The organism is Bacillus sp. FSL M7-0307 (genome assembly GCF_038627835.1).
In the GTDB taxonomy this organism is placed as follows: domain Bacteria; phylum Bacillota; class Bacilli; order Bacillales; family Bacillaceae; genus Bacillus; species Bacillus altitudinis.
Genome location: NZ_CP152023.1, coordinates 1713270 through 1726308, shown reverse-complemented (window position 1 = coordinate 1726308; position 13039 = coordinate 1713270). Strand labels below are relative to the sequence as shown.

General features: G+C 37.6%; 13 protein-coding genes. 3 read left to right on the top strand and 10 right to left on the bottom strand.

All coding sequences use genetic code 11. The features are described 5' to 3' along the window. Positions 1–141: 141 nt before the first annotated feature. The 3 genes from MHI41_RS08730 to MHI41_RS08720 all read right to left on the bottom strand — a co-directional run bounded on the left by MHI41_RS08730 (position 142) and on the right by MHI41_RS08720 (position 2494). Positions 142–1377: a collagen-like protein gene (locus MHI41_RS08730; RefSeq protein ID WP_342494717.1), complete on the bottom strand. Its 1236-nt coding sequence runs from the start codon at positions 1375–1377 to the stop codon at positions 142–144. Positions 1378–1421: 44 nt separating this feature from the next. Next, entirely contained in the window at positions 1422–1766 is a 345-nt protein-coding gene (locus MHI41_RS08725) for an S-Ena type endospore appendage (RefSeq protein WP_008343952.1), read from the bottom strand. Between the two features lie 74 nt (positions 1767–1840). Beyond that, entirely contained in the window at positions 1841–2494 is a 654-nt protein-coding gene (locus MHI41_RS08720; RefSeq protein ID WP_342494716.1) for a CotZ-related putative spore coat protein, read from the bottom strand. Positions 2495–2878: 384 nt separating this feature from the next. Between MHI41_RS08720 and MHI41_RS08715 the strand changes: the two genes are divergently transcribed. Next, positions 2879–3250 (top strand): iron chaperone, encoded by a 372-nt coding sequence (locus tag MHI41_RS08715; RefSeq protein ID WP_272511548.1) that lies wholly within the window; start codon positions 2879–2881, stop codon positions 3248–3250. 403 nt (positions 3251–3653) lie between these two features. Here MHI41_RS08715 and MHI41_RS08710 read toward each other — a convergent pair whose 3' ends face one another. Further along, on the bottom strand, positions 3654–4196 hold the full coding sequence (locus tag MHI41_RS08710; protein ID WP_272511547.1) for a GNAT family N-acetyltransferase: 543 nt from the start codon (positions 4194–4196) through the stop codon (positions 3654–3656). A gap of 186 nt (positions 4197–4382) precedes the next feature. On the opposite strand from MHI41_RS08710, the gene MHI41_RS08705 reads away from it, so the two are divergent. Next, on the top strand, positions 4383–4844 hold the full coding sequence (locus tag MHI41_RS08705; protein WP_272511546.1) for a macro domain-containing protein: 462 nt from the start codon (positions 4383–4385) through the stop codon (positions 4842–4844). 106 nt (positions 4845–4950) lie between these two features. Here MHI41_RS08705 and MHI41_RS08700 read toward each other — a convergent pair whose 3' ends face one another. The 3 genes from MHI41_RS08700 to MHI41_RS08690 form a co-directional block, all read right to left on the bottom strand. After that, complete coding sequence (locus MHI41_RS08700; protein ID WP_041092234.1) at positions 4951–5424, bottom strand: antitoxin YezG family protein; 474 nt, start codon at positions 5422–5424, stop codon at positions 4951–4953. Then, positions 5424–7346, bottom strand: coding sequence for a T7SS effector LXG polymorphic toxin (locus MHI41_RS08695; protein ID WP_282833654.1), 1923 nt, complete (start codon positions 7344–7346; stop codon positions 5424–5426). Before MHI41_RS08695 ends, MHI41_RS08700 begins: the two co-directional genes overlap by 1 nt. 143 nt (positions 7347–7489) lie before the next feature. Further along, positions 7490–7909 carry a MarR family transcriptional regulator gene (locus MHI41_RS08690; RefSeq protein ID WP_048003264.1) on the bottom strand — a complete coding sequence of 140 codons (420 nt, stop codon included), beginning with the start codon at positions 7907–7909 and terminating at the stop codon, positions 7490–7492. Between the two features lie 112 nt (positions 7910–8021). Between MHI41_RS08690 and MHI41_RS08685 the strand changes: the two genes are divergently transcribed. Continuing rightward, positions 8022–9008 (top strand): YhdH/YhfP family quinone oxidoreductase, encoded by a 987-nt coding sequence (locus MHI41_RS08685; RefSeq protein ID WP_282833653.1) that lies wholly within the window; start codon positions 8022–8024, stop codon positions 9006–9008. A gap of 357 nt (positions 9009–9365) precedes the next feature. On the opposite strand, the gene MHI41_RS08680 is transcribed toward MHI41_RS08685, so the two are convergent. The 3 genes from MHI41_RS08680 to MHI41_RS08670 form a co-directional block, all read right to left on the bottom strand. Continuing rightward, positions 9366–9701 carry a hypothetical protein gene (locus tag MHI41_RS08680; RefSeq protein ID WP_272511543.1) on the bottom strand — a complete coding sequence of 112 codons (336 nt, stop codon included), beginning with the start codon at positions 9699–9701 and terminating at the stop codon, positions 9366–9368. 944 nt (positions 9702–10645) lie between these two features. Next, complete coding sequence (locus MHI41_RS08675) at positions 10646–11755, bottom strand: hypothetical protein (protein ID WP_342494715.1); 1110 nt, start codon at positions 11753–11755, stop codon at positions 10646–10648. Between the two features lie 401 nt (positions 11756–12156). After that, positions 12157–13002 carry an SMI1/KNR4 family protein gene (locus MHI41_RS08670; protein WP_282833652.1) on the bottom strand — a complete coding sequence of 282 codons (846 nt, stop codon included), beginning with the start codon at positions 13000–13002 and terminating at the stop codon, positions 12157–12159. Positions 13003–13039 lie beyond the last annotated feature (37 nt).

Genomic DNA, 13039 nt, shown 5'->3' with positions numbered 1-13039 from the left:
TCACTTGAATCTTCAATAACCGATTCCTTCGTTATTGCGTTTCTTTCTCCTAGTCAATGATGCATACACTAAAAATTCCGTCTTTTTTCTATTAAAGGACACGGTTGAATTGAAAAAAAGCCCTTATTGGGCTTTTTGGATTTATTCCAATCTGATAATGGTTAATGCCGCTCCAACAGATCCCCCGCCAAGTAATACTACGGTTGCGACTAAACCGAATATTTGAAGAGAAATTTGATTCCCTGCTGCAAGTGTTGTAATGAGAGATACATTGTAGGTAGATGTAGATAAAGCAGGTGTTAAAATAGACCCTGCTATGGGTGTTCCGTTGTTAATCACCCTTGTTCCTGCCAGAAGTGCAGCGCTTGTATTTACTTGATACGTGATAAAATATCTCCCTGAAACAGGTACAGTAAACACCGTATTACCACCACTTACGGTAAATCCATCTAAACTTTGGTTATTAGGCAGCGTCACTGCCGTTCCGCCTAAAACAACCAGCACCGTACTTCCCGACGTATTGGATGCGTACATCGAGTTAGTTGTAAAACTAGTACCGGTTGGACCTGTGTCACCGGTTACTCCGGTTGGACCTGTGGCTCCCGTTGGACCCGTCGATCCGGTTGGGCCAGTTACTCCCGTTGAACCCGTGGCTCCCGTTGAGCCGGTTAATCCCGTTGGACCTGTGGCTCCGGTTGCGCCGGTTAATCCCGTGGCTCCAGTTGGGCCGGTTAATCCCGTTGGACCCGTGGCCCCAGTTGCGCCGGTTAATCCTGTTGGCCCCGTGGCTCCAGTTGGGCCGGTTAATCCCGTTGGACCTGTGGCTCCAGTTGGGCCGGTTAATCCCGTTGGACCCGTGGCCCCGGTTGCGCCGGTTAATCCTGTTAGACCCGTGGCTCCAGTTGGACCGGTTAATCCCGTTGAACCCGTGGATCCGGTTGAGCCGGTTAATCCCGTTGGACCCGTGGCCCCGGTTGCGCCGGTTACTCCTGTTAGACCCGTGGCTCCAGTTGGACCGGTTAATCCCGTTGAACCCGTGGATCCGGTTGGACCAGTTACTCCCGTTGAACCCGTGGATCCAGTCGGGCCGGTTAATCCCGTTGAGCCCGTGGCTCCCGTTGGGCCAGTTACTCCTGTTGAACCCGTGGATCCGGTTGGACCAGTTACTCCTGTTGAACCCGTGACTCCCGTTGAGCCGGTTAATCCCGTTGGACCCGTGGCTCCCGTTGGACCGGTTAATCCCGTTGAACCCGTGGCTCCCGTTGGGCCAGTTACTCCCGTTGAACCCGTGGATCCGGTTGAGCCGGTTATTCCTGTTGAACCCGTGGCTCCCGTTGGACCAGTTATTCCTCCACACATATTAAGTTGGGCGCACATGTCTCACACTACTTTCAAACTGTGGAATCTTCAAGACATACACACTAATACTGATAATTGAGAGAAAACGAAACGACAATACTTCCAGTCGAGGTTCCACCAGTAGCTAAAATCCCAATCGAGTTCAGATCACTGAGCGTAATGGATCGACTCTCTCCTGGCGGTACCGTGAAATCAGGAACAGCTGTACCGTTTACCTCTAAAGCCACGGTAGGTGCTACAGCCACAATCCCATTGTTTTCCACCATGATGGTTCCGTTTATGACATAAGGTGTTCCATCTGTCCAGACGACAACTGCATCAGCTGCTGCTGCTAAATCAAGTGTGAAGCATACTGCATCATTTACAAAGCCCGCTTGTTCATTACTACATCCGCCTAAAATAGCCATTTTAACCCTCCTTCAACCTAGTCTTGATAGACTATGATCCATTGACCTTTGAAGATTGTGCGATTATCACAGCTTCAAAGCTTTATTTTTCTTCTTTGTATCATGTTGATTTGCATGTCTAATCGTGCTTGCACACTTTCAGTTGATGGAGATTTCAAGATGAATTTCACATCTTTCACAGTAATCGCACGACTTTCTCCTTTTTGGACAAGAAGATCATAACAAAATGTACCAGTTTGAATCCTAATTGCGACTGGTACATCCTGATGATCTTGATGATGCAACACAACAGTTGCCGTATTGAGAAATTTTGTTCCATTCCGCCATACTTCCACCGAACTGGGCGATGTGGAAAAACAAAGAAAGATGTGGTGAGATTCTATATTCTTTAAAATAAGCGCATCATATACAGGAAGCTCTACTTCAATCATTCCACATAAAAAAGAAAGATCTACAAGAATTTTCGAACTGGATCGATACAAAACTTTTTGACAGCATGTTGATCTATTGCAGCACGGTACAAGAAGTTCCAACAGCACACAATTCTGCTTTTCATTGATAGAGCTCAAAGAAAAATAGCAAGTCTTAAACACACTTCTTTCAAAAAACACCCATGAGTAAAAAGGTTCCCCATCTTCCATGGTGAGCAAAAAGGGAGAACTCATCGAACGTTTGTGAGTAAAGCCTTCTAATTTTGTTTGATTGTTTATCTCTTTTAGTTTACTCATCAATAGGTTTGTCACTTTCAATCAGCCCAATTCCATGCTGTATACATAACTATATGGTCTTTTATCATATGTGCCTTTGACTATTTTGTGCGATTGGATTAGATGATGAGCATAGCTTTTCATTTTTCAAGTTTCTCTATATAATATGAACAAGAACTTCCGTGCCTCAGTAGCTCTAGAAGGGAAGAGCGCCGTAAAACAATTGTAGCTAGCGGGTCGCAAGGCAAGGGTTTCAGAAGCACCGAAAAGCAAATGAGCTGAGACAGGTGAAACTCCTGTCGGTGAAATTCCGTAGGGAAGCGTGTTGCCCCCTAGCCTATGCTTACGAAAGGAGTGCGGGTTCGAATCCCGTCTGAGGCTTGATGAATATGGAGGATGAAAACAATGCAGGTTTTTGAAGAATATGTAAGCAATATCGGTAATCCAGAGCTGAAACAGCGCACGCAAGACATCTTACAATGGATTTCAGACACATTCCCTCAATTAGAGCCAAGAATTGCTTGGAATCAGCCCATGTTCACAGATCATGGCACATTTATTATCGGATTTAGCGTCGCAAAACATCACATTTCTGTCGCACCAGAAGGTAAAGGAATTGAACACTTTTCACCAGATATTGTACAAGCTGGTTATGACCATGGAAAAAAGATGTTTCGGATGAAGGAAAGCTTACCGATTGACTATCCTCTATTAAAAAAAATCATCGAATTTAACATTGAAGACAAAGCAGATTGTTCCACATTTTGGCGAAAATAATAAACACCCCGATCTGATTTCATAACAGATTGGGGTGTTTTTTCGTGAGACTTACATTTTATTTGGTTCTCTCTCCTGCCCATTTCTGCTCCATCCATTCATAGCACGACAGAAGTACATTAACGCCCTTGCGGAAAGCCAAAAGACCATACAAATAGAAAAAATAAAAAAGGTGCGTGATCTCTAGGAAAACAGTCGTTCTTTTCGATTAAAAGATTAACTTGATTCAATTCTGCAAAGGGCTACTGATTGGAATAAAAGAGCCCAGCACCTTTGCCAAAATAAAGGTCAACCCAGCAGATATCATCATCCATTCTTCTGCTCCGGTAACGAGCGAAAAAAACAATGAGATCATTTCACATTTTGTCACTTCATTGTCATCCGGATACCAAGAAACAAAGCACTATTTAGAATGAAACTGCTCCCATTCTTTTTTCAGCAAAGCATATTGATAGGTATTTTCATATTTAGGTGTGCCATCTTCATTTGTAGTAAATGAAACAAACTCAAGAAAGAGGCCTTCCTTCCTCATGCCTAAACGCTCACATAATGTTTGAGATCGATCATTGTCATCCTCTACATATGCATATAAGCGTCTTGCTCCTTGATTGACAAATAGATACGACAAGAGAGCTTCTGCACTTTCACGGGCATATCCCTTCCCTTCATATGACGCATGAAAATTCCAGCCAATCGAATACGTATCCGGCTCATCTTTTAAATGAAACAGTTCACCGATAATCAACTGACTTTCTTTTAAACAAACCGCCATATAAGAGTGATCTGCTTTTCTTTTTTGCACCTTAGCGACCGCTTCTTCTAATGTAGAGATTTGATCATCCAGAAAACAATTTACTCTTGGATGAGATAAGTATGCAAACATTCCAGGTGCATCTTCATCACGAAATGGTCTAAGAATTAAACGATTTGTTTCTATTTTATCCATAAGACTCTCCTTACTGTATCTTCTTTATCTTTCACTATTTTAGATGACATGCACTGTTTTTGACAATTTGATCGTATAGACTACTCCATTTTTTAAAGCCCAAGCGCATTTTGCAATGAAATAATGTCTTCAATACTGCTATAATAGAACATAAGTTTGCATTTTATTGAAAAGGGATGACTTGAAATGATCAAAACGGTAGAAGGCAATATCTTAGAGGCAAAAGAAGATATCATCTGTCACCAAGTGAATTGTAAGGGTGTCATGGGAGCAGGGTTAGCAAAGCAGATCAAAAGCAAATATCCAAATGTGTATAAAGACTATAAACGGTTATGTGCAGAACAAGGAGATGATTTATTAAGCTCCGTTCAGCTCATCACAACGAGCGACGGAAAAACCATTGCCAACTTATTCGCCCAAGTTGGATACGGAAGAAAAACAAAACAAACGGATGACGACGCGTTACGCAGCTGCTTTGAACATCTAAAACAGACAGTGACAAATCCAAATGAAGAGAACCCCCTTCATTCTATCGCCATTCCTTATGGGATCGGCTGCGGCTTGGCAGGCGGCGATTGGACGATTGTTCGAGAGATGATGGAAGAGGTTCTTGGCGATTGTGAAGTGACGGTTTATCGGTTTAAATAGGTGAAATGAGAAATTCTAGAGTGAATAAGAGCACCCTTTCTGCTTGGAATGAGTGCTCTTATTATGTTCTCTAGTCTGTATTTCTTTAATATTCTCAAAACGATTTTTACTCCAAAGTAGAAAGGTACTTTTCTAAATGTTTTTTACCCGAATTGCTTTTAGGTATAATGCCTAGATGATTATATTTCCAAATAGTTTTTCTTTCATGAGGGTTTGTATTCGAAAGGTCATCATAATTAAACTCTATATTTAAATATCCTGTTTCATCAATTATCATTGTAAAATTTGTCCAAGGTGCTTGACCACTTTGTTCAAACACTCTCCCAAGTTCTTGGATGTAGTCGACTAATTGATGCCACCTTTCTTTGTATTCATGTTCACTCACTTCAAACAATTCAGTTATCTCATGACTATATACCGGCTTACTATCATTTTCTTCAGGTAAAAAATAAAAGTAAGCAGTCTGTGAACCTTCAACTACCTCACCATATAAATAGACCTTTTTCCACTTGACCGGTATGGTTTCCACTACAACATCAACTATCAGCTTATATACATATTCTAGTTCTTCTTCTTTCATTACTTTTTACCTCCATACACATTATCAAATCGTCTGATTTCCCATTCATCATCACCTATTTTATACTTAATATCAAAAGTTTCAGGACGTAGAGAATCAGCCTTATAGTTAGGAGTTATTTTCACTTTAACTTCATCACCATTTTGAAGAGCATCAGCCCAAGTGTTCTCAAGTTTTTTCCATTCACCTTTGTTTAAATTTCCATTCATTGGAACAAGATTATCAATATCGCCTGACCCTTTGAAAATTGACGCAATTAAATGTCCACCATCGTCATCCAGTAATCTGTCCGGCTTACCTGAATTGGATTGAGCATATTGATTTCTTTTGACCTCTCCATATTTTAAATCACTTGCTTCGACTTTGACAATGCGTCCGTAGTGATCTGTTGTGTAGGTGTAACCTTGCTTTGTTGAATAAACGACATTCGGTTTTAATACCTTTTTGCGTTTCCACCGCACATAGTGATCTCCGTAACTGACAACGGTCGGTGGTGATTTGGGTGCTGGTAATCTTCTGCCTGTCTGAGAGATACCGTATCCTGAATTGTTGTCTAGACGCTTTGCCATGGAGAGAAGTTTATTTTTGAGATTTTCTCCGTCAAATACATTGTACGGGAGCTTCGGGCCACCAGCCATTTGAAACTTTGGTGAGTATGGCAATAGATTCGGAATGGTGACGTTACCGATTGATTTTGCTCCTTGTTCAAGGCCTTTCTTCATTGTTGTTTTGGCAGCTGTTGTCCCTGTTTTTGTGATGGCTCCTGCCCCTTTAGAACCAAAGACAATTTCTGCAAGAGAACCAGTCGCATAGGCGAACCAGTGTGACCGAGAATACGCATCACCATCTATGACCTCTTTTAGGAATGAGTCTGAAATCGATTTTCCAATCGTTTTCGATGTTTCAATTGGATGTGAAACAGCCGTTACGACTGATTCCACAGCCCCACCAGGATCAGTGACAAGATCATAGATTCCGGTCACTGTATCTTTTGCCACATCATATAGACCCACTGCAGCACCTTTTACACTATCAATGAACACCTCCGATGCTTCTTCCTGTGCTTTGATTTGGAGAAGCTGACTGTAATACATTTTTTGATCATATGTGAGATTCTCATAACCGATCTCATCTACAATCTCAAAGTATTTCGCTTCTGATAGACACGAAGGATCATTGAGCTTTTCTTTCAGTTCTTTGATTCTTCTTTTTTCTTTTTCTTCTTTTTTCACCTTTAAATAGGCTTTCACTTGAGCATCAATCTGATCATGGTTCTTGTACACGTCTGTCTCATGAAATGCTTTTGCATCATAATACATTGGCTGAGCATTTTTTCCTTTTCCAGTAGCAGCCATCATCTTTGCATAAAAAGTGTTGAGGTGGTTCTCAACCGCTTCTGACTTTGCGTATTCCGTTTTTAAATCATTGTCTATTTGATGTAAAACTTCAATGGTCTCTTTTCTTTTTTTGTTCGCATCGTCTAAATGTTCATTGACCTCTTTACTTGAAAAAGTATGTAATTCAATTAAATCACTGATATCGTCAAAAATAGTGGAAAGTGCCTCTTTTTGTTCTTTGACCATATCTTTATTGTTCTGAATCCCTTGTTTCAATTGAGTGTCTAAAAAGTGCTCATCAATAAAAGTACTCCCGCCTAATGATTCATCATCAAGCTTTCCTTTCACCCCATCTAAAAAAGCTTTCTGCATATCGATAAAATCAAGATATGTGTCTGTGTACAGCGCAAGATCCTCATAAAAAGATTTGATATTGTCTGCACCTTTTCCAGTAAATTCATCACCTAAGCCCGACACACTTTTTAATGCTTTTTTCACAAGTTTCATTTCTTCTTGAAGCTCATGATAGGCCTTTGATCTCTGTTCTACAGCTGATAGTAAAGATGGAGCATCTAATATTTTCATATAAAAAAGACTCCTTTTATGGCATATTCTTTTACTAGAATACCATAAGGAGCCTGACACTTTAATCCACTTTATCGTTTTTTAACCAATTATCTATCAGAGCTACCTCTTGATACATAAGTAACTTGTTTTAAAAAAATCCATCATTGAAAGTTATTGATAATTGTATACAATGCTTTTTTTAGCACAACCTTATCATCATTTGACAAGTTTTGGAGCGCTGTATTGTTCAGCTCAATTGTTGCTGCTTCAACTTTTTCTCTAATGGCTAAAGATTTTTGAGTCGCCTCTACTAAAATATTTCTTCGATTTTTTGGATCAATTGTGCGTTCAATTAAGTCAGCTTTTTGCATTTTATCTAAAATTCCAGAAACTGTTGAGGCTTCTAAATACACAAGTTCTCCAATTTGTTTAGGAGATAGCTGGCCCTCTCTCCACAAACAGTTCAACACACCATATTGAGCGGGTGTCAAATCACATTCCTCTAAAAGCTTACTAAAGTACTTAAACACTTTATTTTGACTAACACTTAGTAAAAAATTTATGCACTCTGATAATTCCATTTTATCTCCCCCACATTGACTTCACCTATAATATCATGGTAGTTTTTTAATTGAAATACTTTTGCACCAGAAATGTTTTGTCATAACATATTTTTAGAGAGGAAGATAAATAGTGGATTCATTTAAAGCGATACTAGTGACAGAAAAAAATGATCAAATTAGTTATGATCTTCAAAATGTAAGTGTGAATGATCTATCTGAAGGAGAAGTATTAATTAAAGTAGCATATTCTTCAATCAATTATAAAGATATGCTGGCTGTTCAAAAAAATGGAGGTGTTATTCGTAACTATCCGATGATTCCCGGAATTGATTTAAGTGGAACGATCGTTCATACAACAGATCATCGTTTCGTAGAAGGTCAACAAGTGATTGTCACAGGTTTCGCTATGGGCATGAGCCACACTGGAGGTTTTTCTGAATATGCTAGAGTACCTGCGGATTGGATTGTTCCTTTGCCAAATAACTTGACTTTAAAAGAAGCAATGATTTTTGGAACAGCAGGCTTTACAGCCGCTCTTTCGATCATGGCTTTACAGGAAAATGGGATGAATACAAAAAATCAACCTCATATACTCGTTACAGGTTCAACTGGTGGAGTTGGTAGCATCGCGATACAATTATTATCTAAAATTGGGTATAAAAATATTCATGCTTTAGTGCGTAAAGATCATCAAGTCGACATTGCAAAATCTTTAGGAGCAACTGATGTCATTTTTGCAAACGAGTTAGGAGAGCTCAAAAAACCATTAAACAAGCAAAAATTTGACTTCGTCTTAGATACCGTAGGAGGAGATGTGGCTTCTGTCATAATACCTCAAATTTCTTATGGTGGAAGCATGAGCATGTGCGGGAATGCAGGTGGAATTAAATTAACAACAACTGTGTTACCTTTTATTTTAAGAGGGATCAACCTTCTAGGGATCGATTCTGTAAATGTACCAATCAATAAACGCAAAGTCATTTGGAACGAGATAGCAAACGAATGGAATATCGCCCAAACGACTCTAGTCAATGAGATTACTCTCGATACGTTACCTGAAACAATTGAAGCCATCAAAAATGGCCAACATTTAGGAAGAACAATTATTAAATATTAAAATAACACAAACTCTATTTGAGCTTTATTACACAAGATAAAAATTGAACTACCAATATTCTTCGTACCAATCGCAATGACCGCGGGAAGAACTATCATATCGATTGGTATGTAAAAAATAGAAAATGAAAAGTTGAGTGTCTTGTAAAAGAGTTTCATAAAAAAGGGGAAAAGAAAACACGAGTATTTGCAGTTGATAACGGAGTCATACCACTAAAACCAGGATCGTCAAACTGGTACTGGCATTTTCATGCAGCTCCAAAAATCCATATACACCATGCTCATAGAGCATCAGTACCAAGTAAACACAAAGCTAAAAAAGGTGAAACTATACTCCACTAAAAAAAGAAAAACCCTATTATAAAGGTTTTTCTTTTTTGGAATCGTACTCTTTAATAATATCAATTGGATCAATCGCATCATCATCTTGTGTATATTCCTCTACATAAGGAGTAATTAATTTCTTAAACTGCTTTTCATCATCCACTAGAGCAATACAAGTTTCATACCCTTCAAAATCAGATGGGTATAAATTTGCAACAGCACTACCGGTTTTTAAAGCCTGATCTATCGCATTTTTTAATTCCAATAGACCCTTCCTGTTTCCTAAAATCAATGCTTCTCTGTGATGAGTTTCTTGGGCATATATATTACACATCTCTAAAACACCATCATCATCTACTTGAATAGACACATAAAAGCACCTCCGAAATTAAATTTAGTTCATTATATAATTCTTAATGTCAACATGCCAAAGAGCCATGACCTCAAACGTCTGATCCCAAAAGTGATTGTGGACACCGCAACCAAAAATAGCTCAAACTACTTAACTGTACTTTGCTCCTTTTTATATTTCATTACTTTTATAATTCTATAAACTATTACAGCAACATAGCACGTAACTAATGTAATCAGATATTCAAAAGGAAAATCTCTTTGTACACCTTGATAAAGAAAAATAGCCAAAAGGACTGTAAACAAAACTATTTGAAAAACTTCTTTTTTTATCATCCAAATCCCCCGATATACTTTCACTTACGTTTTATACTTTTAATTACAATCCAGAGAAAGTTATGTTACCGTGAAATTATAAAACAATCAGTCTTAACATTCTACAGTCAGTTCCATATTTAGGATTTAAGTAACAAAATTGAAAGTATGTACTATATTTGTTTTTACCTCAAATTGTTTTCTTCTCTTTCTTCATAAAAACATCCTGAAATTCTTCATAAATTTTTTTCGGTTTTTCAGAATCCCATGCTTTATACAGCTCTCGCATAAATATATACAGTGAAATTGGGTAATACCCGGAGTCCCTCCAACAGACACTGAAAGTCTCCTTCAAAAAGCTTAATTAATTCATTTGTTTTTTAGTATCTCTATACGCTGCCATCAAAGCAAATGGAGCAATTAATATAAAAAAGACTCCTTTATGGCATATTCTTTTACCAGAATACCATAAGAAGTCTGACGCTTTAATCCACTTTATCGTTTTTTAACCAATTAACCTCCAGAGCTACCTCTTGATGCAACTGTTTGGACATCTTCATGTAGAGGTTGAGTCAAACCGTTTGTAAAGAAAAGTGTACCTAGAGCTACCACAACTAGTGAAAATGTAATAAAAACCGACTTCTTCAATTAATTCACTCCTTTTCCTACATACTGGCTTGCGAGTAAGGCTCTTTTATAGTAATTTAATGATTGTTTCAGCAAGCCTCTCCCCTCTAAATATTTCGCCACATCAACCAGAATTTCCTCTAAATCAACCCATACTCTTTTCTCTTCAAGCTCTAAACACAGATTGTTTATATTGTTCAATTGAGAGTGATTTTTTTCATACAATAGTTCTTTTAACAATTTAAATTTTATTTGAAAAACGTTATGGTTGACTTGTTCTGATAAAGAAATGCCTAGATCTATCCATTCAATCGCGTCATTACTTTTACTGGAGATTTCTATTCTAGAAAGTTCATATAAACCTCTCATCTTCAATAAATCTTGATTTTCGATCTCTTTATAACTCAACGTGCGCCTAAATAGTGCTGATGCTTCTTCTAAATTTTCTTTTTTGCTTTCTAGAAAACCCATATTGTAATATAGATGAATGATTAAATGATTGTCATTAATACTTTCGATCATATTCTCAGCTTCACTAAAAAGAGCTCTTGCTTTATCATATTCAAATTGATCAATTAAGTTTAACGCATGTAGCATCCTACAGTTAATCTGTCTTTTGATATATGTTTCATGCGCATTAAATGTGTCACACGCAATTTGTGCATGATATTTTGATAAAAAGGTCATTTTCAAATCATAAAATAGAACTGCGATTTTATAATGAAATTCAGCTTTTTCTATTTCATCATCAACATAAGCCAACTTTTTTTCAGCTATTCTGAAGTAACTTAATGCCTTATCATAATCTTGTAAGTAGTCATGATAGATCCCATTATAAAAGTAGAAGTAATATGACATGAGTTTATTTGTTTTTTCTTCTTTTTCGTCTGGAGCATTCCGCTGAAAGAATGGCTTATCTAAATTTCTGCTAATATTCTGAAGTTTCAGCTTAAGCCTAAAGCTCAACAGTTGATAGTACAAAAGAATATCTTGATTTTCTTCCATTAAATCAATTGCCCTGTCTATGTCATCTTGCATTTCTATAGCTGCCGATAAATCCCCTTTTTGTATCGCAAGATTCCAAGTGTTTAACATGTTTCCTACCTCCTGAGAGGCAATTAATCCTGACATTCCTTTACCCCCTTCTAAACAAATCCCTAGTATAATTCTAACACGCATTTTACAACATATGTAAAGTGAATCTGCTCATAATAGAAATTTTCGGTATCCCGCAAATATGATAATAATTGAATGGTATGCAATTATAAGAGTTGGTTAAAAGAGAGAGTAGCCAGAAAGGACTTGATACTTATTTCTTTTAGATTGAACACCTTCATTTTTTAGAAAGAAATTCACAAAATATTGTTTTGAAATTGATATAAAAAAGACCTGACTGAGTTTCAGCCAGGTTCACGAAGGGGTCAATCTAAATTATATTATAATGAATTCAAAACAGATAATTAAACATCCGTTCTCATTCACTCTTTGAAAATTCACCCTATACAGTACACTCTACATGCTCTAATTTTGCCTTAATCTAAAAAATCAATATTAACAGCGAAATTTCCAGCTGTTACAGTTATCTGAGGAATTTCAGTTTTTTCAAAAATGTCTACAATTTCAAATAATGTCTTTTTTATAATATCGTTACTTGGCATTGTATCTACTCTTAATATAAGGATTGTGTCAATGCTTGCAGCTACTTCATAAAGAACGTCTTCATCTTTAACAGATTCAATATAGCTTTTTATTCTTTTAAAGAACCACTCTACTTCTTCTAAATCTTGTAACGGATATTTAGTAATTTGATGAATATCGGCTGGATCAGGTGCTTCTTTCTCTAAGATCGCTTCAAGTTCTGCTTTAGTTATATATTCCTCTTCTTCTTCTTCGTATTCACCCTCTGCTACTTCCTCGTCAACACTGTACTCAACTGTATAAAGCCCCTCAATGAATTCATCAAAGGAATCTGCTAACTTAAAGTCTTCTTCCATCTCAACATCAAAATAATGAATTGCAGGATTCTCTTTCGTTTTTCGATAATCCATCGTTACCCAAGTGTGACCATCCCCGTTAATTAAGACAAGCCCTTCTGGCAGCTCCCACTCTTTTATCAAATAGGCACTATCCATAATTGCTTCATCTTCAGCAATTCCCAAAAGATGATTAAATTGAATATGATCCTCGGCCCATGAATTAGAGTGAGTGGTTGGAAAAGCATTATGAATGGTATAACCACCATTCTGTTCTAATATGAGCTTTTTATATGTATCTGGCAAAGTGATACCAAGTTTCTTTTCAGCCTTAGCTATTTCTTCTGCGTTGATCTTTTTTAACGTATAGTAACCTTTCTCGTCTATTTCCCAAAATGATTTCAAGGTGATGCCTCCTAGTAAAATATGCACATAAGTATAC

Bases quoted from the DNA above. Each gene is read 5' to 3' on its own strand.
- MHI41_RS08690 (WP_048003264.1), bottom strand. From the start codon at position 7,909: ATGGAATTATCAGAGTGCATAAATTTTTTACTAAGTGTTAGTCAAAAT.
- MHI41_RS08725 (WP_008343952.1), bottom strand. From the start codon at position 1,766: ATGGCTATTTTAGGCGGATGTAGTAATGAACAAGCGGGCTTTGTAAAT.
- MHI41_RS08715 (WP_272511548.1), top strand. From the start codon at position 2,879: ATGCAGGTTTTTGAAGAATATGTAAGCAATATCGGTAATCCAGAGCTG.
- MHI41_RS08720 (WP_342494716.1), bottom strand. From the start codon at position 2,494: ATGAGTAAACTAAAAGAGATAAACAATCAAACAAAATTAGAAGGCTTT.
- MHI41_RS08705 (WP_272511546.1), top strand. From the start codon at position 4,383: ATGATCAAAACGGTAGAAGGCAATATCTTAGAGGCAAAAGAAGATATC.
- MHI41_RS08695 (WP_282833654.1), bottom strand. From the start codon at position 7,346: ATGAAAATATTAGATGCTCCATCTTTACTATCAGCTGTAGAACAGAGA.
- MHI41_RS08710 (WP_272511547.1), bottom strand. From the start codon at position 4,196: ATGGATAAAATAGAAACAAATCGTTTAATTCTTAGACCATTTCGTGAT.
- MHI41_RS08675 (WP_342494715.1), bottom strand. From the start codon at position 11,755: ATGTCAGGATTAATTGCCTCTCAGGAGGTAGGAAACATGTTAAACACT.
- MHI41_RS08730 (WP_342494717.1), bottom strand. From the start codon at position 1,377: ATGTGCGCCCAACTTAATATGTGTGGAGGAATAACTGGTCCAACGGGA.
- MHI41_RS08700 (WP_041092234.1), bottom strand. From the start codon at position 5,424: ATGAAAGAAGAAGAACTAGAATATGTATATAAGCTGATAGTTGATGTT.